Below are 22,075 nucleotides of genomic sequence, written 5' to 3'. Positions count from 1 at the left end.
TTGTCGTCGCTCGTTCCGACTGGACGCGCGCCCCCCTCCGTCCCGCTCCGACAGCTTCCGGCGAGCTCGGGCGAAGCCCCCCGCTCGAGCGGAGCGCCACTCGTCGTCACAGCAGTGGCGTACCGTCCCTCGTGATGCCCGCAGCGCCCCCCGTCCGCCCGTGAGCTGTCCGTGACGTTCGTCCTCCACCGGGCCGAGCGGGCCGACGTGCTGGCCGAGGTGCTCGCGGGGATCCTGGCGGTCCCGCCGGCCGACCCCTTCACCCAGGAGGTTGTGGCCGTCCACTCTCGCGGCGTCGAGCGCTGGCTGGCCCACCGGCTGTCCGCCCACCTCGGCACCAGGCCCGGGCGGGCCGACGGCGTCTCCGCCCACCTCGACTTCCCGTTCCCCGGCCGTCTGGTGCAGCGAACGCTGGCCGAGGTCACCGGCCTCGACCCCGACGCCGACCCGTGGCGCCCCGAGCGCCTGGCCTGGCCGCTGCTCGACGTGGTCGAGGCCCACCTCGACGAGCCCTGGCTCTACGTGCTCGCCGGCCATCTCGGCGCCGGCGCGTCCCCCACCGACCAGGTCGATGACTTCGGCCGGCGGGACCGCCGCTTCGCCGCCGTCCGCCACCTGGCCGACCTCTACGACCGCTACGCCGTGCATCGGCCCGCGATGGTCCTCGCCTGGAACGACGGCCGGGACGAGGACGGCGACGGCCACCCCCTCGACCACTCGGTGGCGTGGCAGGCCGAGCTGTGGCGCCGGCTGCGGGCGGCGGTCGGCGACCCCAGCCCCGCAGAGCGCTCGGCCGACGGGTGCGCCGCCCTCGTCGCCTCACCCGACCTCGTCGAGCTGCCCGATCGGCTCTTCCTGTTCGGCCTCACCCGCCTCCCCGCCAGCTACTTCGACGTGCTCGAGGCCCTCGCCGCCCACCGCGACGTGCACCTCCTCGCCCTGCACCCCTCGCCGGCGGCCTGGGCCACCGACGAGCAGGAGTCCCTGCGCCATCCCCTCCTGCGGGCGTGGGGGCGCGACAGCCACGAGATGGGAATGGTCCTGCGCCGGCGCCTCGCCACCGCCACCCACGCCGGCACCGACGACCGCCACCACCCGCTCTCCGACGACGCTGCCACCGATGCCACCCTCCTCCACCGCCTCCAGGCCGCCATTCGGGCCGACGAGGCACCACCGACCGACCCGGCCGACCGGACGCCGCTCGATCCTGCCGACCGGTCCCTGCAGGTGCACGCCTGCCACGGCCGGGCCCGCCAGGCCGAGGTGGTGCGCGACGCGGTCACCCACCTGTTCGCCACCGACCCCACCCTCGAGCCCCGCGACGTCGTGATCATGTGCCCCGACATCGACGAGCTCGCCCCCCTCCTGCGGGCCGCCTTCGACGACGACGCCGACGACCCCCGCACCATCCCCTACCGCCTCGCCGACCGCTCGCTGCGCCAGACCAACCCGGTCCTGGGCGCCATGGCCGAGCTCATCGCCCTGGTCGACGCCCGCCTCACCGCCTCGCAGGTCCTCGCCTTCGCCGCCCTGCCCCCCGTGCGTCAGCGCTTCGGCTTCGACGACGACGACATCGAGCGGGTGGCGGCCTGGATCGAGCGGACGGGCACCCGATGGGGGCTCGACGCCGACCACCGCGCCCCGTACGACCTCGCCGCGGTCGACACCGGCACCTGGGACGCCGGCCTTCAGCGCCTGCTCCTCGGGGTGACCATGTCCGAGGACGAGCTGCGCCTCGTCGGCGGCGTGCTGCCCCTCGACGACGTCGACTCCGGCGACATCGACCTCGCTGGTCGCTTCGCCGAGCTGGTGGGTCGCCTCGGTTCCGCCGTCCGCAGCCTCGGCGACGCTCGACCGCTGGCCGGGTGGATCGAAGCCCTCGGCGCCGCCGCCGACCTGCTGCTCGACACCCGCTGGGAGGACGGCTGGCAGCGCAGCCAGCTCGACCACCTGCTCACCGAGGTGCTGGACGAGGCCGGCGGTGGCGCCGCCGGGTCCACGCCGCTGCGCCTCGCCGAGGTGCGCGACCTCCTGGCGGACCGCCTCCGGGGCCAACCCAGCCGCGCCGCCTTCCGCACCGGCGAGCTGACCATGTGCACTCTCGTCCCCATGCGGTCGGTCCCCCATCGGGTCGTCTGCCTCGTCGGCCTCGACGACGGCGCCTTTCCCCGCGGCGGCGCCCCCGACGGCGACGACCTGCTCGTGGCCGCCCGCCATCCCGGTGACCACGACCGCCGCGCCGAGGACCGCCAGCTGCTGCTCGACGCCGTCCTCGCCGCCGGCGACCACCTCGTCATCACCTACGACGGCCACGACCCGCGCACCAATGAGGCCCTGCCTCCGGCGGTGCCCGTGAACGAGCTGCTCGACGTGGTCGACGACATGGCCACCACCGCCGACGGCCACCCCGCCCGCGGGGCCGTGGTCCGCCACCACCCCCTCCAGCCCGCCGACCGGCGCTGCTTCGAGGCCGGGGCGCTGGGCACCGACGGTCCGTGGAGCTTCGACGCCCGCCTGCTCGCCGGCGCCCGGGCCGCGGCCGGCCCGCTTCACCCGGTCGCCCCCTTCTTCTCCGGCGCGCTCGCCCCGAAGGTCGACGAGGGGGTCATCGCGCTGACCGACCTCGTCGCCGCGGTCGAGCACCCCGCCCGGGCCTTCCTCCGCCAGCGCCTGGGCCTGTCCCTGCGCACCGATGACGACCGCCCCGCCGATGCCCTCGACCTCAGCCTCGACGGGCTCGGCAAGTGGCAGGTCGGCGACCGCATCCTGGCCGCGCTGCTCGAGGGCCGCGACGCCGACGCGGTGTGCGCCGCCGAGCGGGCCCGAGGGGCCCTCCCCCCGGGTGCGCTCGGCGAGCGGGTGCTCGCGGACACGCGCACGAAAGCCGACCGCATCGCCGACGCGGCGCGAGCCATCGCCACCGGCCCATCCGGCTCGCTCGAGGTCGACGTGGCCCTGCCCGACGGCCGCCACGTCGTGGGCACGGTGGCCGACGTGTTCGCCGGCGGCACGATTCGCCCCGCCACCTTCTCCTCGATGAGCGCCAAGCTGCGACTGCGCCTGTGGGTGCACCACCTCGCCGCCTCGGCCACCCCGCCGGGCCGGGCGCTGACCTCGATCCAGGTGGCGCGCTGGGGCGGACGGTTCCGCCAGTTCGGCCTGCCCCCCATCGCCCTCGACGTCGCCGTGGGTCACCTCGCCGACCTGGCCACGCTGCGCGACGAGGCCCTCTGCGCGCCCCTCCCCCTCTACTGCTCGACGTCGTTCGCCTGGATCACCGCCCAGCGGGCCGGCGAGGAGGACCTCAGCGCGGCCGCGGCCAAGGAATGGACCAGCGACTTCGGCCGGGACCGCGAGGACCGCGACGCCGAGCACCTGCTCGTCCACGACGGCGAGCGCACGCTCGACGAGGTGCTGGCCGATCCCGCCTTCGAGGTTCTGGCCCGCCGCCTCTGGACCCCCCTGCTCGACGAGGCCGAACGGTGGTCGTCTTCGTGACCGACCCGACCGACGGCACCGCCCCCGAGGACCACGCCATCGCCGAGTTCGACCCGACCGTGCCGGTGGCCGAGGGCGTCACCGTCCTCGAGGCCAGCGCGGGCACCGGCAAGACCCACGCCGTGTCGTCGCTGGTGGTGGCCGAGGTCGCCGGCGGACGCCCGCTCGACCAGCTGCTGGTGGTCACCTTCACCCGGAAGGCCACCGGAGAGCTGCGCGAGCGGGTGTGGCAGCGGCTGTCCGAGGCGGTCGGCGCCCTCGACCCGGTGCACGGGGACACCCGCGTCGGCGCTGAAGCCGACTCCCTCGTCGCCCACCTCCGTCGCGGCACCGACGACGACCGGGCCCTGCGCCGGCGCCGCCTGCGGGCCGCGCTGTCCGACTTCGACGCCGCCACGATCGCGACCACCCACGGCTTCTGCCAGCAGGTCCTGGCCAGCCTGGGCGTGGCCGGCGACGCCGAGCGCGAGGTCGAGCTGGTCGAGGACGTCAGCGACCTCGTGGACGACGCCGTGCGCGACCTCTACGTCCGCAAGATCCACCAGGGCGGCGAGATCCTCTTCGAGCACGCCGACGCCGAGGCCATCGCCGCAGCGGTCGTGAACAACCCCGACTGCGTCATCGCTCCGGTGGACGACAACCCCGTGGACCGCCAGCGCCGGTCCTTCGCCCTGGCCGTGCGCCGCCGCATCGTCGACCAGAAGCGCAAGGGCCGCCTCCTCACCTACGACGACCTGCTCGACCGCCTCGACGCCAGCCTGGCCGACGACGAGCGTGGCGCCATCGTGGCCGAGCGCCTGCGCAACCGCTTCTCCATGGCGGTGGTCGACGAGTTCCAGGACACCGACACCGTCCAGTGGCGCATCCTGCACAAGGCCTTCGGCGCCGCCCCCAACCGGCTGGTGCTCGTGGGCGACCCCAAGCAGGCCATCTACGCCTTCCGGGGCGGCGACGTCGCCGCCTACCTCGAGGCCACCAAGGAGGCCGACCAGGTGTGCGGCCTCACCACCAGTTGGCGGGCCGACCAGCCCCTGCTCGACGCCCTCGACGCCCTCTTCGACGGCGCCCAGCTGGGCGACGAGGCCATCCGCCACCGGCGGGTCCACGCCCGACCGGGGGCCACCGAGGCCACCATCGCCGGCCCCGCCGCCGACCCACCCTTCAGCCTCCGCATCGCCCAGCGCAGCTCGGGCCGCTTCGAGCTCACCAAGAAGATGGCCGTAGCGATGAAGCCCTCGGTGCGTCGCTTCCTCGCCGAGGACGTCGCCGCCGAGGCGGTGCGCATCCTCAACGGGGGCGCCACCATCCCCGACGGCTCGGGGGGCCCTGCCGACGAAGGCCGCCGGCCGATCGGTCCGGGCGACCTCGCGGTGCTCACTCGCACCCACTTCGAAGCCGCCGGCGTGCGCGACGCCCTCCAGGCCGCCGGCGTACCGGCGGTGGTCCACGGCGCCGGCAGCGTCTGGGCCACCGACGCCGCCCGCCACTGGCTCGAGCTGCTGCTCGCCCTCGAGCAGCCCGCCAGCACCATCCGGGTCCGGGCCGTCACCATCGGACCGTTCATCGGCTGGGACGCCCAGCGCCTCGCCACCGCCACCGATGCCGAGTGGGAGGAGGTCGACGGCCTGCTCCACGACTGGGCCGTCACCGCCCGCACCCACACCATCGCAGCCCTGCTGCGCCACATCGAGGCGGGCACCGGCCTCACCGCCCGCCTGCTGGCCGCCGCCGGCGGCGACCGTCGCCTCAGCGACCTCCGCCACCTCGCCGAGCTGCTCCACGCCCGCCAGGCCTCCCATCCATCCACGTTGGCGGCGCTGGCCGCGTGGGTCACCGAGCAGCGGGCCGACGAGGCCGACGGGACGGGCGAGTCCGGCGCCGACGCCGCCCGCCGACGCCTCGAGACCGACGCCGAGGCCGTGTCGGTCCACACCGTGCACGGCGCCAAGGGTCTGGAGTTCCCCATCGTCCTGCTCCCCAGCCTGTGGGACGCCCGTCGCCAGGACGACGACGAGGTCTGCGTCTTCCACGATCCCGACGGCCAGCGCGCCATCAGCGTCGGCTCGTCCGGCGGGTTGCGCGCCTGGCAGCTCGACCGGGCCAACGACGAGCGCGACCAGGAGGAGCTGCGCCTGCTCTACGTCGCCCTCACCCGAGCCCGCCACCGCGTCGTGGTGTGGTGGGCCACCGCAGCCGACGCCGACCGCTCGCCCCTGGCCCGGGTGCTGCTGGGCACCGACCCCGCCACGGGAGCGGTGCGGCGGCGCCTGCCCGAGCGCCCGTCCGAGGCCGACATCGGCGCCGCCTGCTTCGCCCGCGGCCTGGCCTTCACCGAGGCCACCGGGTCCGCCGTCCGGCCTGGCGAGGCCGGCGAGGCCGACGCCGGCCCCGAGCGCTACGACCCGCCGGTCGCCCCCGCCGCAACTCTCGCGGTGGCGCCGTTCGCCCGCACCTTCGACCGCCACTGGGTGCGCACCTCCTACTCCGGGCTCACCCGGGTCGCCCACGAGGCCGGGCCCCACGTGTCCCTCCAAGTCACCGAGGACGCCGAGGTCGACGAGCGGGCCAAGGTGGACGAGCCGCCCGTCGAGGCCCTCGCCCCCGGCGGCCACACCGCCGACGAGGACGCTGCCCGGGCCGCGCCGCCTCTGCCCCTCGCCGACGTCCCCGGCGGCGCCCGGGTCGGCACGCTCGCCCACGAGATCTTCGAGGTGGTCGACTTCACCGCCCCCGACCTGCGTACCACGCTCGCCGATGCTGCGGTCGACGCCGGCGCCGAGCGCATCGTCCCCGGCCATGTCGACGCTCTGCTCGACGGCCTGGCCGCCGGCATCGAGACCCCCCTCGGACCGGCCTGGGACGACGTGCGCCTGCGCGACCTCGGCCCCGGTGACCGCCTCGACGAGCTCGCCTTCGACCTGCCCCTGGCCGGCGGCGACCGTCCCACCCGAGCGCTGCTGACCATGGATGCCATCGCCGACGTGTTCGGGGCGCTGCCCGCCGAGGACCCGCTCACCGGCTACGAGCAACGCCTCCGCGATCCGCTCCTCGCCACGGAGGTCCGCGGCTTCCTCAGCGGCAGCATCGACCTCGTGGCCCGGATCGGCGAGCGCCACGTCGTCGTCGACTACAAGACCAACCACCTGGCGCCCCACGGCGAGACGCCCACCAGCTGGCACTACCGGCCCGACGCCCTGGCCACGGCCATGGCCGACGCCCACTACCCCCTCCAGGCCGCGCTCTACGCCGTGGCCCTGCACCGCTTCCTGCGATGGCGCCTGGCCGACTACGACCCCGCCCGCCACCTCGGCGGCGTCGCCTACCTGTTCCTCCGGGGGATGATCGGCCCCGACACCCCCCTCGTCGGCGGCGCCCCTTGCGGCGTGTTCACCTGGCAGCCGCCGGCGTCGTTCGTCACCGACCTCTCCGACCTCCTCGATCGAGGCGCCCCGTGATCCCCACCCCCCTCGTTCCGGTACCTCCCCTGCAACACCAGCGTCGCCAACCAGCCACCAGAACGAACGCCGCCGCCGAACCCCCCACGCCCCTCCACCCACCCCACCCCGTTCTGGTACCTCCCCTGCAACACCAGCGTCGCCAACCAGCCACCAGAACGACCGAAGAGGGTGGGGCGTGAGCGCGCTCGACGCCACCACCGCAACGCCCGGGGCGATCGTGGCCGGCGACCCGTTCGACGGGCGGCGCCCCACCGTGGGCGCCGGCCTGCTCCGGGCGCTCGGGGACGCCACCGTGCTGGCGGCGGCCGACGTCCGCACCGCCCTCACGCTGGTCCGCCTCGCGGATACTGACGGCACCGCCACCGATCCCGACGGCCATGTCGCCCTGGCCGCCGCGCTCGCGGTGCGGGCCGTACGCCTGGGCCACGTCCACGCCGACCTGGCCACCGCCGCCACCACGGTCGCTCCCGACGACGAAGAGGTCGACGTCGCCCTCGTCGCCGCCCTGCCTTGGCCCGAGCCCGAGGCGTGGGTGGCGGCCGTCGCTGCCCACCCGCTCACCGCAGTCGGCGCCGACGGACCCGCCGACCGACCGCTCCGCCTGATCGGCACCTGCCTCTACCTCGACCGCTACTGGCGTCACGAGCGGGCCATCACCGCCGACCTCCTCGCCCGCGTCGGCGGCCCCCCGCCGGCGGTGGACGCGGCCGCCCTCGCCGACGGCCTCGACCGCCTCTTCCCCCCTGACCCGCCTTCGACCTCCACGCCCGCCAGTTCGAGCGAAACGGGCGAACCGGCGAATCCCGATGACGACCAGCGCCGCGCCGCCACCACGGCGGTCGAACGCCGCTTCTCGGTCGTGGCCGGCGGCCCCGGCACCGGGAAGACCACGACCGTGGCCCGCATCCTCGCCCTGCTCCACGAGCAGGCCGCCGCCTCCGGCGCGCCGCCGCCCCGGGTGGCCCTCGCGGCGCCGACGGGCAAGGCCGCCGCCCGCCTCACCGAGGCCGTGCACGCCGAGGCCGCCGGCCTCGACACCGACGACACCGTCAAGGCCGCCCTGCGCGCCACCACGGCCTCGACCCTGCACCGCCTGCTCGGGTGGCGGCCGGGAAGCCGCAGCCGCTTCCGCCACGACGCCGCCAACCAGCTCCCCCACAACGTGGTCATCGTGGACGAGAGCTCGATGGTGGGCCTGTCGATGATGGCCAAGCTGCTCGACGCCGTGCGCCCCACCGCCCGCCTCGTGCTCGTGGGCGACCCCCGCCAGCTCGCCTCCGTGGAAGCCGGCGCCGTCCTCGGCGACATCGTGGCCTCGCCGCTGCCGGGCAGCATCGTGCTGCGCCGGGTCCACCGCTTCGGGGGCAGCATCGCCACCGTCGCCCGGGCCATCGAGTCCGGCGACGGCGACGCCGTGGTCGACGCCCTGCGCCACCCCGGCGCCGAGGACGTCACCTGGTTGGAGATCGACGACGACGCCGACCCGACCACCGCGCCGGCCCTCACCGCGGTGCGCGCCGCCGTGGTCGACACCGCCCGGGCGGTGGTGGCCGCCGCCGAGGCGGGCGACGCCGCCGGCGCCCTCGAGGCGCTCCGGGCCGTGCAGGTGCTGTGCGCGCACCGCCGCGGCCCGGCCGGCGCCGCCCGCTGGCGCTCGGAGATCGAGCGGTGGCTCCGCTCGACCATCCCGGGCTACGGCGCCGGCCCCTGGTACCCCGGCCGCCCGCTGATGGTCACCGAGAACGACTACGCCCTCGGCGTGTTCAACGGGGACAGCGGCGTGGTCATCGACGCCGGCGACGGCCTGCTGCGGGCGGTGTTCGAGCGTCGGGGCGAGCCCCTGGTGGTGCGGCCCACCCGGCTGGCCTCGGTCGAGTCGCTCTACGCGATCACCATCCACAAGTCCCAGGGATCGCAGTTCGGCCACGTCGTCGTGCGCCTGCCCGACCCGGGCTCGCCGGTGCTCACCCGCGAGCTGCTCTACACCGCGGTCACCCGGGCCCAGCAGCGCCTCACCGTCCTCGGCACCGAGGCGGCGGTGCGTGCCGCCGTGGCCCGCCCCGTGGCCCGCGCCTCCGGCCTCACCGCCGCCCTCACCCCTCCGTAGCCCGACCCCCCGAGTCCCCGTTCTGCCAGCACCGCTCTGTCGTGCAGAACAGGCTCGTGCTGGCAGAACGGTGAGCCTGGGGGTCAGGCGGGGAGGAAGCGGGACTCGAGCTCGGGTCAGGCTGGCGGGTGGGCCACGAGCTCGGCGCGGCGCTGCTCCAGCCAGCGCCGCTCGGCGTCGTCGGGGCCGAGGTCGAGGTCGAGGGCCCGGTCGTAAGCGGCGACCGCCTCGCCCGACCGGCCGAGGCGGCGCAGCAGCTCGGCCCGGGCGGTGTGGAGGTATCGGTAGCCGTCGAGGTCCCCCGCCAGGCCCTCGAGCAGGGCGAGCCCGGCCGCGGGGCCCTCGACCTCCGCCAGGGCAACCGCACGGTTGAGCGCAACGACCGGTGAGCCGGTGAGGCGCTCGAGTTCGCCGTACAGCGCCACGATCTGGGGCCAGTCGGTCGGGTCGTCGGCGTGCAGCGAGGCGATGGCCGCCTGCACCACGTACGGGCCCCGCCCGCCGAGGGCCATCGCCCGGTCCAGCGCCGCCCGTCCCCGTTCGATCTCGCTCACGTCCCACAACGATCGGTCCTGATCGTCGAGGCGCACGAGGTCGCCGTCGCGCTGCCGGGCGTCGCGACGTGAGTCGTGCAGCAGCATCATCGCCAGCAGACCGAGGGGCTCGGGCTGGTCGGGCAGCAGTTCGACGAGCGCCCGCCCCAACCAGAGGGCCTCGGCGGCGAGCTCGGACCGACCGCCGTAGCCGGCGTTGAAGATCAGGTACACGACGGCCAGGACCGCAGCCAGGCGCTCGTCGAGCTGGTCGTCCGGTGGCACGCGGAAAGGGATCCCCGCCAGCTTGATCTTGCGCTTGGCCCGCACCAGCCGCTGGGCCATTGTCGTGTCCGGCACCAGGAACGCCGCCGCGATCTCCTCGGTGGTCAGCCCGCCGAGGGTCCGCAACGTGAGCGCCACCTGGGCCTCGGTCGAGAGGGCCGGGTGACAGCAGGTGAAGACCAGCTCGAGGCGCTCGTCGCGCTCGGTCGGGATGTCCATCGTCTCCTCCACCGCCCGTTGCGCAGCCAGCAGCGGCGTCTTCGCGGCCAGCGTCTGCTCGCGGCGAACCCGGTCGATGGCGCGGTTGCGCGCGGTCGCCACCAGCCAAGCGCGCGGGTTGTCGGGGCGGCCGTCCCGGGGCCAGCGCTCGGCGGCGATGGCGAACGCCTCCTGGGCGGCCTCCTCGGCGAGGTCGAAGTCGCCGAGGAAGCCGATCAGGGCGGCGAGCACACGCCCCCACTCGTCGCGGAAGGTCTGCTCGAGGACGGCTACCACTCCATGATCGGGCGCACCTCGATGGCGCCGCCGAGGCGGGCCGCCGGGATGCGGGCGGCCAGGGCGATGGCGGCGTCGAGGTCGTCGGCCTCGTAGATCAGGTAGCCGTTGAGCGCCTCCTTCACCTCGACAAAGGGGCCGTCGGTCACGAGCGTGCGCCCGTCCTCGACCCGGACCGTCGTCGCGGTCTCGGGGGGCTGCAGGCCGTTGCCGGGCGTGACGCCGGGGGTGGCGTTGACGGCGCCGTAGTCGGCGTAGATCTGCTGCTGCTCGTCCTCGGAGAGGGTGGCCCAGGCCTCCGGGTCGAGCGGCGTCGGCGTGGTGCCCTGGTGGATCAACAACATGTACTTCATCACTGCCTCCTGTTGTTTGGTCCCCTCCGAGACGAACGAGCACCGCCCGGATCGACAGCCTCGCACCGGAAATCTCATCGATCTCGGGATGCGGTGCGATGGCCCCGGACGGCGCTTCGTGTCATCCCGTGGCCCCTCCTGGCATGTCCCGCCGGAGGCTGGCCCGGCGATAGCTTGAGCGACCTTGCCCCGCACCGCCGCCCGCCCTCTCCCCGCCGTGCGGCGCCCCCTGCCCGCATGATCCAGCGCATCCGCCTGCGCCCCTGGCAGAAGGTGGCGCTCGAGAAGTTCGTGGCCAGCGAGGCGCCCGACTTCCTCACCGTCGCCACCCCCGGTGCGGGAAAGACCACCTTCGCCCTGACGGCCGCCCGCCACGTGCTGGCCGAGCACCCCGAGCGCAAGATCGTGGTCGTGGCGCCGACCGCCCACTTGAAGGTGCAGTGGGAGCGGGCCGCCTCGCCCTTCGGCATCCACCTCGACCCGGCGTGGTCCGCCGCCGACGGCCGCCTGCCCGCCGACATGCACGGCATCGTGACCACCTACCAGCAGGTGGCGACCAGCGCCGCCGTGCTGCGGGCCCTGGCCGACCGGGCCTTCGTGATCTTCGACGAGATCCACCACGCCGGCGACGAGCGGGCCTGGGGGGAGTCGATCCGGGCCGCCTTCGAGCAGGCTCCGCGCCGCCTCTGCATCTCGGGCACACCCTTCCGCAGCGACACCCGCGCCATCCCCTTCGTCACCTACGTCGCCGACGAGGCCACGCCCGATTTCGAGTACGGCTACAGCGAGGCCCTGGCCGACCGCCGGGTCGTCCGCCCCGTGTACTTCCCCCGCACGGGTGGCCACATGGAGTGGACCGCCCCGGACGGCGCCATCCACGAGGCCACCTTCGACGACGCCCTCGACCAGACCCTCTCCAGCCAGCGCCTCCGCACCGCCCTGTCGCTCGAGGGCGAGTGGCTGCCCACCGTGCTGCGCCAGGCGGTGGCCCAGCTCGACGCCGTGCGGGCCCGCCAGCCCGACGCCGCCGGCCTCGTGATCGCCATCGACCAGGACCATGCCCGAGGCATCGCCGGCCTGTTGCGCGACCGGTTCAACCGGCCGGTCACCGTCGTCACCTCGGACGACCCGGATGCGTCCGCCCGGATCGCCCGGTTCGCCGCCGGCAACGAGCCGTGGCTGGTGGCGGTGCGCATGGTCTCCGAGGGCGTCGACATCCCGCGCCTGCGGGTCGGTGTCTACGCCACCACCACGACCACCGAGCTGTTCTTCCGCCAGGCCGTCGGTCGCTTCGTGCGATGGACCCCAGGGGTACCCGACCAGAAGGCGTACCTCTTCATCCCGGACGACCCCCGCCTGCGGTCCCGGGCCTTCCAGATCGCCGACCAGCGGCGCCACAGCCTGGCCAAGCGGGCGCTCGACCGACCCGAGCGCGACCCCGCCGCATTCGACACGGGCCTCGAGGAGCAGATGTCGCTCTTCGCCGCCCTGTCCGCGGTCGCCACCGACCACCAGACCCACGCCCCGTTCGAGAGCGGCGACGACGTGGACGACGACCTCGACCTCTCGTTCGACGACGACGACAGCCTGCTCGTCGACCTCGGTCCCCCTCCGCCGCTGGCCGGCGACCGTCGCTTCCTCCACGACGCCCGGGCGGCGCTCGGCGACGATGCGGCCGTCAGCGCCCGGACCCGCGCCCAGCAGAAGAAGCGCCTCCGCGAGCGCAACGCCGAACTCGTCGCCGTCCTGGTGCGACGCACCGGCCAGACCCACCCGCAGATCAACAGCGAGCTCAACCGCCTAGCGGGCATCGACCGCATCTCCGAGGCCACCGTGCGCCAACTCGAGAAGCGCCTCGAGGTCGCCGAGCGCCTCGCCCGCGCCTGAGCGGCGGCGTCGCGAGCCTCTGACCGGCGGCCCGGTCGGGACCGGGATCGGTCGGGCCGCCGTCAGGTGGTCGGTTCGCCCGGGTCTGCCGCCTCGTCGCCCGGCTCGGCGGGCTCGGTGAGCGACGGGGACCCGCTGAACCCGCCGCCCGCTCCCGCCCCCGCTCCGCGTGTCGGCCGACCCGCAGGCACGCCCGCGTCGCGGTCGTAGCCCAGGGGACGGGGTTCGAGCCGGCCCTTGCTACGGGCGTCGAGGAACGAGAACAGGGCCAGCAGCAGGTAGACGACCCCGAGGACGACGGGCACCCACGCCCACCCCTCGCCGCCGATGGACCAGCTGGCAGAGCCGTCGTACTTGTCGGCCAGTGGGTACAGGGCCAGGCAGACCACGGCGAAGATCGCGAACACCAGCGCTCGGCGGTCCATCAGTTGAAGGCCTCCACGAGCACCATGGCGATCGCCGCGATGGCGAAGGCGCCGGGGATGGTGAGCACCCACGCCCACACCACCTGACTGGCGACCCCCCAGCGGACGGCCGAGATCCGGCGCGACGAGCCGACGCCGACGATGGCGCCGGAGATGGTGTGGGTGGTCGAGACGGGGATGCCGGCGGCCGACGTGGCGAAGAGGGTGGCGGCCGCCGCGCTCTCGGCGGCCATGCCGCCCACGGGTTGGAGCTTGGTGATCTTGGAACCCATGGTCTTCACGATCTTCCACCCCCCGAACATGGTGCCGAGCGCGATGGCGGTGTGCGCCGAGAGGACGACCCACGTGGGCACGTCGGCGTCCTCGGGCAGGTGGTTCGAGGCGATGAGGACGGCGAGGATGATGCCCATCGTCTTCTGAGCGTCGTTGCCTCCGTGCCCCAGGCTGAACGCGGCCGCCGAGACCAGCTGACCACGCCGGAATCCCTTGTTGAGTCGCGCCACGTTCCGGTACCGGTGCGAGCACCACATGATGATGATGGTCAGGATCATCCCCAGCGCGAGGCCGATGAGGGGGGAGAAGATGATGAACAGTGCGATCTTCCACAACCCGGACGACTCGAGTGAGCCCCATCCTGAGGCCAGCACCGCGGCACCGGCCATGCCACCCACCAGAGCGTGCGACGAGCTGCTCGGCAGGCCGAGGGCCCAGGTGATCAGGTTCCAGCCGATGGCCCCCAGCAGCCCTGCGAACACGACCCCGATGGTCAGGACCGAAGGGTCGACCACGTCCTTCGCGATGGTGGCCGCGACCTTGGTCCCGAACACGAGGAACGCCGCGAAGTTGAAGAACGCCGCCCAGGCGACCGCCACCTGAGGACTGAGCACCCGGGTCGACACGACGGTCGCGATGGAGTTGGCGGCGTCATGAAAGCCGTTGACGAAGTCGAAGCCGAGCGCAACGGCGACGACCACGATGACGGCGATGTCCTGGAGCTCCATGGTGGCGGGCGAGCCTCAGGAGTGCTTCAAGACGATGCCCTCGACGACGTCGGAGACGTCCTCGATGGCGTTCATGGCGGCTTCCATGGCCTGGATCATGTCCTTCCAACGGATCACGTCGAGCGCCTCGAACTCACCGCTGAAGAGGCGAGCCAGCGCCTGGTTGAACATGCGGTCGCCCTCGCTCTCGAGCCGGTCGATCGCGGCGAGGTGCGGGTCGAGGTCCTTCATGGATTCGAGCCGCGCCATGAGCTCAGCGGCCTCGTCCGCGAGCAGCACCAGGATCCGTCCCTGCTCGTGGAGCTCGGCCGGAACCTGGGTGGTCTTGGTGAGCTCGAAGCGCTCGGCGACGGCCAGCATGTCGTCGACGCAGTCGTCCAGCTCCTCGGCGAGGCGATGGATGTCCTCGCGGTCGAACGGCGTCACGAAGGAGGTCTGGAGTCGGTCGAGGATGGCGGCGGTGACGACGTCGCCCGCACGTTCGCACTCCTGCACCTCGGCGAGCTTCGCTTCATCACCCGGCGAGTCGAAGAGCTCGACCAGGCGCCGGGCGCAGAGCGCGGCGTTGGCGGCGCTCTCCTGGAAGAGGTCGAAGAACTTCTCGTCGGTAGGGAGAAGTCGGAACTTCATCTGGGCGCCCTTCAGAGTTCACCGGGTGTTCAGCTTGCGGACGTGAAGTCTGGCCGCGACCGGCGCTCGATGCGAAATGCCCGGCGTTCGGTTCCATCACCGTCACCGGCGGTCCGCCGGTCACCGCCGGCGATCCGTCATCACCATCGCCTTCGGGCACCGCTCGGGGTCGGGCTGGAGGGGCGGGCCGTCGACCGCGCAGTGGAACTCCCGAGCGCTGGCCTCGGCCGCGGGGCGGCGGAGCCCCACGGCGCTCACGGCGGCGGCCAGGACGGCGAGCCCCGCGGTGAGGTACATCGCGGTGCGGAACGCGTCGGTGACCTCGGCCGCACCCGACGCCGTGGTCAGCCCGGCGACGGCAGGGATGAGCGCCACGGCGAGCAGCCCGCCCGTGCGGGCGACGGCGTTGTTCACCCCACTGGCGGTGCTGACGTGGGCCTCGTCCACGCTGCCCATGACCGACGCCGTCAGCGGCGCCACGAAGGCGACGAGGGCCAGCCCGAAGAGGATCGCGCCCGGCGCCACGTCGGTGAGCCAGTCGGCGTTCGCATCGAGGCGCGAGAGGGCGAGCAGCGCCGCAGCGAGCAGCAAGGGACCGATGACCATCTGGGGCCGAGGACCGATCTGCGACGCCAGTCGACCCGAACGGGCCGATCCCACGAGCATCAGGAAGGTCGCGGGGAGCAGCGCCGTCCCCGAGGCGAGGGCGCTCCACCCCGCCGAGACCTGCAACTGGAAGACCACGAGGAAAAACTCGACCCCGAGCGCGGCGTACAACAGGAAGGTCACGCCGTTCAGCACGGTGAAGTCGCGCGACGCGAACAGAAGGCCCGGGACGAGCGGGGCGGGCGCCCGCCGCTGGCGCACCACGAAGGCCACCCCCGCGATCGCGCTGAGGAGCACCGCGCCGAGGATGGCCGGGGCCGTCCAGCCGATGTCGGCGGCGGTGGTCAGCGCCCAGGTGAGCGGAGCGAGCGTGGCGACCGCCAGGCCCGCCCCGAGCAGGTCGAAGCGGCCGTCCACGCCTGCTTCCCGGCTCTCGGGGATGACCCGCGAGGCGACCACGGCCACCCCCAGCAACGGCAGGTTGAGCAGGAAGGCCCAGCGCCACCCGGGCCCGTCGACCAACCAACCGCCCAGGAACGGACCGACGGCGCCGGCGAGCCCGCCGAGGCCCGACCATGCGCCGACCGCCGCCGCCCGGTCGCCGCGCACGAAGCTGGCCTGGAGCAGCGCGAGCGACGACGGCGCCACCAGTGCCGCGCCCGCCCCCTGGAGGGCACGCGCCAGGATCAGCGCCGGCAGGGTCGGCGCCAGGCCGCACGCCAGTGAGGCGAGCCCGAACCACACCGAGCCGATGACGAAGACACGACGCCGTCCGTAGCGGTCGCCGAGCGCGCCGCCGAGGAGGATGAACGACGCCAGGGTCAGCAGATACCCCGTGATGACCCACTGGAGTCCCGCCACGTCGGTGTCGAGGTCACGGGCGATCTCGGGCAACGCGACGTTCGCCACCGTTGCGTCGAGCATGGCCGTGGCGCTGGCGGCCACGGACGCGAGCAGGGCGACGCGCCCGCGCGCGCTGCGCAGGACCAGGCCGCCCGGTGCGTCGACGGTCGTCATCGTGGCCTCCTGCGAGGCACGGTACGCGGTGGGGGCCGCTGCTCCTCCTACCGGGCGGTACGGTGCGCCCATGCCACTCGAAGGTGAGTACGAGCCGAGCAGTTGGGACTGGGTCCGCGAGCAGGTCGAGGAGTTCGAGGCGTCCGGGGGCCAGCGAGCCAACACGTTCGCGGACACCGGCCTGCCCATCATCGTCATGACCAACCGGGGCAACAAGAGCGGCAAGCTCCGCAAGACCCCGCTCATGCGCGTCGAGCACGAGGGCGAGTACGCCCTCATCGCCTCGGTGGGCGGCGCTCCCGAGAACCCCGTCTGGTACCACAACCTCAAGGCCGACCCGCAGATCACCGTCCAGGACGGCGCCGAGGTGATCGACGCGGTGGCCGAGGAGGTCGAGGGCGACGAGCGGGACGCCTGGTGGGAGCGGGCGGTGGCGGCCTACTCGGACTACCAGGTGTACCAGGACGCCACCGAGCGCCGGATCCCGGTCTTCGTCACCCGACGGAGCTGAGCCCGAGCGCTCCTCGGGCGCCCGATCAGTCGGCCAGCGCCGTGACCGCGCCGGTCCAGAAGTCCTGGATCACCGCCGGCGGCGGGGACGGCCCCGCGAACATGTCCGTGGTCAGGATCACCCCGATCAGCCCCGACGCCGGGTCGTTGGACCAGGACGACCCGAGGCCGCCGCTCCAGCCGTAACTGCCGACCGGGTCGGCCAGCCCCTTGCGCCGCAACGTCACTCCGACGCCGAAGCCCCAGCCCACGGAGCCATCCGTCGAGGGACCGTCCGCGTGACCCGGACCGGCTCCCAGTTGATCGGTGGTCATGGCGGCCACCGAGACCGCGGACAACAGGCGCGAGCCGTCGGGCAGGCGACCGCCGGCGAGCAGCATCCGGGCGAAGCGATGGACGTCGTCCACGGTGGACACCAGGCCGGCGGCGCCCGAGGGGAATGCAGGCGCCTCGGACCACTGTCCATCGGGCGGGTCGAAGACCCACAGCTCACCGCTCTCGGGGTGGCGGCCGTAGCAGGTGCCCATTCGCCGAGTCTCGGTGGCCGCGAAGCCGGTGTCGACCATGCCCAGTGGCTCGAAGAGCCGCTCGCGCAACACCAGCTCGAGCGGTGCACCCACTGCCCGGGCGATGAGCACGCCCAGCACGTCGGCGCCGGTGTCGTACAGCCAGCGCTCGCCGGGCTGGTGGAGCAGCGGCAGGGTGCCCAGACGACGGAGCCAATCGTCGGGCGACGGCGGGAGCTGCGGCGCCGGCGGAGCGGCGCCGAGGTCGAGGTCGGCCATCGCCTCGAGCAGCGGTTGCGGCCACGGGGCCGCGAAGTCGATGCCCAGCCCGAGCCGGAACGTGAGCACGTCGTGCACCGTGATGGGGCGCTCGGCAGGGACGGTTGGACCGTCGAGAGGGCCGAGGGGATCGACCAGCACCTGGCGGTCGGCCAGCTCGGGAAGCAGGTCGTCGACGGGGTCATCGAGGCGGAGGCGGCACTCCTCGACGAGGATCATCGCCGCCGCGGCGACGATGGGCTTCGTCATGGACGAGAGACGGAACAGCGAGTCGCGTTCGACGGGCGCCTGCTCGCCGCGGGTCAGCATTCCGGACACACCCACGGCGACGTCGTCACCTCGTGCGACCAGCCACGCCGCCCCGCCGACGCGATCGTCGAGCACATGGCCGTCGATCAGGACGCGCAGCCGCTCGATGCCCTCGGCATCGAGCCCGGCTTCGGGAGGGCGGGTGGTGGCCATGGCGGCACTCCGGTTCGGCGACGGTTCTGCCTGCTCTGACGGCCGCCACCGGTCGCGATCATCGACGCGACCTTTCTACCCTGGCCTCAGTCGGCCACGTCCACCTTGGCCACGACCTTGTCGACGGTGACCCGGACGACCATCTCGGGCGGGACGGCGTTGCGCCGGCCGTACGCCTCGGCCTGGTCGGCGCCCATGTAGCGACCACCGATGCGGGTACCCCAACGGAGCAGCTCGTCGGGGTCGGTGCTGGTCGTGGCGGTTCCTCGCAGGGTGATGAACGAGAACGGTGGCCGCTCGTCGTCGAAGCAGAGGGCCACACGTGGGTCGCGCAGGATGGCCTTGCCCTTGAGGGTGTCGGCGGCCGTCATGAACACGACATCGTCCCCGTCGACGTCCACCCAGACCGGGGCCACGTGGGGGCTGCCGTCGGCCCGGACCACGGCCAGCTTTCCGGTCGGGGGAGGGTCGGACTCGAGGATGAACCGCTTCCACCAGCCGTCAGGCGCGTCGCTGTAACCCATGTCGGCCCCAACCCCCGCCGCCCGGACGGCATTCCTGGCGGCGGGGGTGGGCCGGGGGTGTCGCGCTCCGTGGCCGGCGGTGGTCAGCCCGCCGGCGGGGTGCGGAGCTTGAACACTGCGCCGCTGGGGTCGGCCACCGTGGCGAGCACGCCGTAGGGGGTGTCGACGGCCGGGTCGACGATCGACCCGCCCAGCTCGACCACCCGGTCCGCGGCGGCGCTGGCGTCCTCGACGTGGAAGTAGATCGACCACACGGCGTCGACGCCGTCGGGCAGCCAGGCGCCGGCGTCCATCACACCCGCGACCTGCTGGTCGCTGCCCGCCTCGGCCAGCACGACGGCGTAGCGGAACTCGTCGGTGTCGGCCACCAGCTCGGTCTCCCACCCGAAGACCGCCTTGTAGAACGCCAGCGCGCCCTGGAAGTCCCGGGTGTGCAGCTCGCACCAGCTCGGCGCGCCGGGCTCGTCGAGCACGGTGAAGCCGGGAAAGGTGCCCTCCTGCCAGGCACCGATGCCGGCGCCCTGCGGGTCGGCCATCTGCACCTGCACCCCGAGGTCGGCCACCGCCTCGGGCTGCATGAAGAGGCTGGCGCCCGCCGCCTCGGCGGTCTTCGCGGCGCCGGCGATGTCGGCCGTGGCCAGGTAGTTGGTCCAGACGTTGCCGGCGGGCATGTCACCCATCGGGCCCATGCCGCCGGCGACGGGCACGCCGTCGCGGAGCCACATGAAGTACCCGCCGAACTCCTCGCTCGGCTCGGCGGCCTCCCACCCGAAGAGCTCGGAGTAGAAGCGGCGGCTGCCCTCCACGTCGGCGGTCCAGAGGTCGGCCCAGCAGGGCGCCCCCACGGGGGCGTGTTCACGGGTGGTCACGGCGGTGCTCCTTCTCGTCGGATCTGCGTGCGCTGCTGTGGGACGGCGGGCGGCGCAGGATCTCATCGCGCCGATGCTCGGCGTCGCGCTCACGGCACGGAGCCGGCGGGCACGACCCACTCGGCCCGGAGGTCCGAGACCTCGGCGAGCAGGTCGAAGTCGCGGTCGTAGTGCAGGACCGTGACGTCGTGGCGCTCGGCCGTCGCCGCGAGAAGCAGGTCCGGGAAGCGCACCGATCGGAGCCTCCCCGGGGCGCTGAGAGCGTGCTGCAGCTCGAGCGCCCGCGACCACGCCTCGTCCGGCATCGGAAGCCACTCGTAGCCGCGATCACGATCGGCGACGACCGTCCGGTACTCATCGTGCGACCGCGCCGACCATCGCATCTCGAGCTCGACCATGCCGCAGGTGCCGACGAGTCCGGCCTCCACCAATGGGCGCAGGCGCGCGGCGACCGTCGGCAGATGCAACCGGGCCAGGGCGCTCTTGTCGGCGAGGTGAGTCGCTACTGCCACGCCGCGTCGTAGAGAGCGTCGTCGCCCAAGTCGGGCAACCCTCCGGAGCAGAGACGCTCGAGATCGCGTCGGCGGGCGGCCAGGGCGGCGACCTCGGCGAGCGCGCGGTTCACCGTCTCGACCTTGGTCGTCGTACCCAGCGCCTCACGGGCTGCGGCCAGAAGGTCGTCGTCGATGTCCACCACGGTGCGCACGGCGTCCTCCCGCCTTGATATCACGTCAGCACGTTCCATGATATCAATCGAGTCCACGCCGACGGAGTGCTTCACGGACGAGCTCGGCACCGTGGCGCTGGGCCATATCGGGCTGGCCGAGCCGGTGCCACGCCTCCTCGACGGTGAAGAGACCCCGCCCGAGGACATCGCCGATGATGGCGTCGAGGTGGTCGGGCTCGGTGTCGCAGGCGATGTCGATCACGGTGCGGATCGGGGTGGTCACCCGGATGCCCCGGTGCACCGTGATGTCGGACGGCGGGATGTCGTCGTAGTGGACGTAGTAAGGCTCGCCGCCGAGCCAGCGCTCCTCGACCAGGTCGCCGTCGCAGCCGACCGAGAACGCCTCGGTCGGGAAGTCGGGGTCGCCGGGCAGGCAGAGGTCGTCGATACCAGGCACGTCGTGCCTCCTTCTCGTCAGGGTCGGACGAGCGGGCCTCCCGGGTCGGGGGCCTCGCGGAAGCACCGGGCTTCGAGCCGCCGCAACTCACTGGTCTGCGATCGCCGACGGTGCGGGCACCGTACCCCCGGATCGTCGGGGTGACCAGGGGCGGTCGACGGGAGTTCGCACGGAGACCGCACGTGCTCCCATCACGACAGGGTCGGGAACTCGATCGTAGCCTCGACGCCGGCCATCTCGGGGGTCTCGCCGGGGACGACTGGCTCGACGAGCCACACCTCGTAGGCGGCGATGGCGGCGTCGATGGCATCACGGTTCGAGTCGTCACAGCCCCGTTGGCGGTAGACGCGTTCCACGAACTGGATGCTCGGCAGCTCGATCGGTCCGCAGCGACGGACGAGCTCACTCGCCTCCTCACCCGCGAGGAGGCGGTCACCGATGCGGGCCGGCGGGTCGCGCGGGATGCTCACCGCGCAGGCGGCGCCGGGAGTCCGCGCACCGACATCGGACAGCATCGGGGCCGCCTTCGGCCAGACTTTCTCCCATCGACCTGTGTCGGGATCGCGTCGCAGGAGCATCGACAGGACGATTGCCTCGTCAGCCATGCCCGCTGGTACCGCGGCGTTGTGACCGCGGCGTTCAACATCGGGTGGGTTGTCGCTCGGGGGCTGGGCCGAAGGTGCAGCGGCCGGGGTGGTGGGTGACGGTGGGGTGGCGGGTGAAGGTGCGGCCGTCGGGGGTGGTGACCGACACGATGCCGGTGTGGGGGTCGCGGGTGAGGTTCCAGCCGTTGTGGATGAGGGTGTGGTGGCGTCGGCAGAGCAGGACGCCGTTGATGAGGTCGGTGAGGCCGCCGTCTTCCCAGGGGTGGATGTGGTGGGCGTCGCAGAATTTGGCGGGGCGGGAACACCCGGGGAACACGCAGCCGCGGTAGCGGTAGACCAGGGCGCGGCGCTGGGTGCGGGAGAAGAGGCGTTGGCGGTGGCCGAGGTCCAACACGACGCCGGTGTGGGGGTCGCGGATGACCCGGCGGGTCCATCCGGTGCAGAACAGCACGGCGGCGAACGCCAGGGTGGCGCGTTCGCCGGAGGCCATCTCGCACCAGCGCTGCTCGGCCTCGGACTCGTGGTCGCACCCGCCGTGCTCGTGGTGGTTCGTGGGCGTGGGGGTGGGGGTGGGGGTGGGGCGGTAGGGGGCGAGGAGCTGCTCGAGGGGGTCGCGGGTTTCGAGGTCGAGTTGTTGGTCGGGGTGGGCGAGGAGCTCGGCGGCGGTGTGGGCGTCGACGATGACATCGGCGCCGCCGGCGGGCTCGGCGTCGCCGTCGAGGCGCCCGGCGAGGTAGAGCCGCACGATGTCGAACAGCGAGTCGTAGTCGCGTTGTGCTTTGGTGCGGGGCCCTTCGGGGCTGTCGGCGGGGTCGGGGCTGTCGTGGAGGTCCAGGGCGGTCTGGAGGAGCTCGGCGTCTTCGTTGGTTCCCCAGATCTCGGTGGAGGCCATCCGCCCGGA

The 22,075-nt window shown here is 73.5% G+C and carries 19 protein-coding genes; 5 read left to right on the top strand and 14 right to left on the bottom strand.

Annotated features, from left to right (window positions below; translation table 11 throughout):
* Positions 1 to 171: 171 nt before the first annotated feature.
* From recC to recD, 3 genes are all read left to right on the top strand, one after another.
* On the top strand, positions 172 to 3,498 hold the full coding sequence (gene recC, locus JNK12_01865) for an exodeoxyribonuclease V subunit gamma (protein MBL8774641.1): 3,327 nt from the start codon (positions 172 to 174) through the stop codon (positions 3,496 to 3,498).
* A complete protein-coding gene (locus tag JNK12_01860) occupies positions 3,483 to 6,953 on the top strand; it encodes a UvrD-helicase domain-containing protein (GenBank protein MBL8774640.1) in 3,471 nt (1,156 codons plus the stop codon). The genes recC and JNK12_01860 overlap by 16 nt, the downstream gene beginning before the upstream one ends.
* A 178-nt stretch (positions 6,954 to 7,131) precedes the next feature.
* Entirely contained in the window at positions 7,132 to 9,063 is a 1,932-nt protein-coding gene (recD, locus tag JNK12_01855) for an exodeoxyribonuclease V subunit alpha (protein ID MBL8774639.1), read from the top strand.
* 116 nt (positions 9,064 to 9,179) lie between these two features.
* On the opposite strand, the gene JNK12_01850 is transcribed toward recD, so the two are convergent.
* Positions 9,180 to 10,376, bottom strand: coding sequence for an RNA polymerase sigma factor (locus JNK12_01850; GenBank protein MBL8774638.1), 1,197 nt, complete (start codon positions 10,374 to 10,376; stop codon positions 9,180 to 9,182).
* Positions 10,370 to 10,729, bottom strand: a complete 360-nt coding sequence (locus tag JNK12_01845; protein MBL8774637.1) for a YciI family protein — start codon at positions 10,727 to 10,729, stop codon at positions 10,370 to 10,372. Before JNK12_01845 ends, JNK12_01850 begins: the two co-directional genes overlap by 7 nt.
* A gap of 237 nt (positions 10,730 to 10,966) precedes the next feature.
* Here JNK12_01845 and JNK12_01840 point away from each other — a divergent pair, with 237 nt between their 5' ends.
* The gene (locus JNK12_01840; protein ID MBL8774636.1) at positions 10,967 to 12,616 is read left to right on the top strand and encodes a DEAD/DEAH box helicase family protein; all 1,650 of its coding nucleotides are present in this window, start codon (positions 10,967 to 10,969) and stop codon (positions 12,614 to 12,616) included.
* A 62-nt stretch (positions 12,617 to 12,678) separates the two neighbouring features.
* Here the strand turns inward: JNK12_01840 and JNK12_01835 are convergent, their stop codons facing one another.
* The 4 genes from JNK12_01835 to JNK12_01820 form a co-directional block, all read right to left on the bottom strand.
* Positions 12,679 to 13,041, bottom strand: a complete 363-nt coding sequence (locus tag JNK12_01835) for a hypothetical protein (protein MBL8774635.1) — start codon at positions 13,039 to 13,041, stop codon at positions 12,679 to 12,681.
* On the bottom strand, positions 13,041 to 14,042 hold the full coding sequence (locus JNK12_01830) for an inorganic phosphate transporter (GenBank protein ID MBL8774634.1): 1,002 nt from the start codon (positions 14,040 to 14,042) through the stop codon (positions 13,041 to 13,043). The genes JNK12_01835 and JNK12_01830 overlap by 1 nt, the downstream gene beginning before the upstream one ends.
* A 15-nt stretch (positions 14,043 to 14,057) precedes the next feature.
* On the bottom strand, positions 14,058 to 14,672 hold the full coding sequence (locus JNK12_01825; GenBank protein ID MBL8774633.1) for a DUF47 family protein: 615 nt from the start codon (positions 14,670 to 14,672) through the stop codon (positions 14,058 to 14,060).
* Positions 14,673 to 14,792: 120 nt separating this feature from the next.
* The gene (locus JNK12_01820; GenBank protein ID MBL8774632.1) at positions 14,793 to 16,295 is read right to left on the bottom strand and encodes an MFS transporter; all 1,503 of its coding nucleotides are present in this window, start codon (positions 16,293 to 16,295) and stop codon (positions 14,793 to 14,795) included.
* A gap of 70 nt (positions 16,296 to 16,365) precedes the next feature.
* Between JNK12_01820 and JNK12_01815 the strand changes: the two genes are divergently transcribed.
* Positions 16,366 to 16,806 carry a nitroreductase family deazaflavin-dependent oxidoreductase gene (locus JNK12_01815; protein ID MBL8774631.1) on the top strand — a complete coding sequence of 147 codons (441 nt, stop codon included), beginning with the start codon at positions 16,366 to 16,368 and terminating at the stop codon, positions 16,804 to 16,806.
* Between the two features lie 25 nt (positions 16,807 to 16,831).
* On the opposite strand, the gene JNK12_01810 is transcribed toward JNK12_01815, so the two are convergent.
* The 8 genes from JNK12_01810 to JNK12_01775 form a co-directional block, all read right to left on the bottom strand.
* Complete coding sequence (locus tag JNK12_01810) at positions 16,832 to 18,052, bottom strand: beta-lactamase family protein (GenBank protein MBL8774630.1); 1,221 nt, start codon at positions 18,050 to 18,052, stop codon at positions 16,832 to 16,834.
* An 86-nt stretch (positions 18,053 to 18,138) separates the two neighbouring features.
* Positions 18,139 to 18,576 (bottom strand): PPOX class F420-dependent oxidoreductase, encoded by a 438-nt coding sequence (locus JNK12_01805; GenBank protein ID MBL8774629.1) that lies wholly within the window; start codon positions 18,574 to 18,576, stop codon positions 18,139 to 18,141.
* An 83-nt stretch (positions 18,577 to 18,659) separates the two neighbouring features.
* The gene (locus JNK12_01800) at positions 18,660 to 19,445 is read right to left on the bottom strand and encodes a VOC family protein (GenBank protein MBL8774628.1); all 786 of its coding nucleotides are present in this window, start codon (positions 19,443 to 19,445) and stop codon (positions 18,660 to 18,662) included.
* Positions 19,446 to 19,534: 89 nt separating this feature from the next.
* A complete protein-coding gene (locus tag JNK12_01795; protein MBL8774627.1) occupies positions 19,535 to 19,957 on the bottom strand; it encodes a PIN domain nuclease in 423 nt (140 codons plus the stop codon).
* A complete protein-coding gene (locus JNK12_01790; protein MBL8774626.1) occupies positions 19,948 to 20,190 on the bottom strand; it encodes a type II toxin-antitoxin system VapB family antitoxin in 243 nt (80 codons plus the stop codon). The genes JNK12_01795 and JNK12_01790 overlap by 10 nt, the downstream gene beginning before the upstream one ends.
* A gap of 4 nt (positions 20,191 to 20,194) precedes the next feature.
* Positions 20,195 to 20,569 carry a hypothetical protein gene (locus tag JNK12_01785; GenBank protein ID MBL8774625.1) on the bottom strand — a complete coding sequence of 125 codons (375 nt, stop codon included), beginning with the start codon at positions 20,567 to 20,569 and terminating at the stop codon, positions 20,195 to 20,197.
* 191 nt (positions 20,570 to 20,760) lie between these two features.
* A complete protein-coding gene (locus JNK12_01780; protein MBL8774624.1) occupies positions 20,761 to 21,174 on the bottom strand; it encodes a hypothetical protein in 414 nt (137 codons plus the stop codon).
* Between the two features lie 34 nt (positions 21,175 to 21,208).
* Positions 21,209 to 22,066 carry an HNH endonuclease gene (locus tag JNK12_01775; protein ID MBL8774623.1) on the bottom strand — a complete coding sequence of 286 codons (858 nt, stop codon included), beginning with the start codon at positions 22,064 to 22,066 and terminating at the stop codon, positions 21,209 to 21,211.
* Positions 22,067 to 22,075 lie beyond the last annotated feature (9 nt).

This window comes from Acidimicrobiales bacterium (assembly GCA_016794585.1).
Taxonomy (GTDB): Bacteria; Actinomycetota; Acidimicrobiia; order Acidimicrobiales; family DATDAH01; genus JAEUJM01.
The sequence above is the reverse complement of the archived record's forward strand: the minus strand, read 5'-3'. Positions and strand labels throughout refer to the sequence as shown.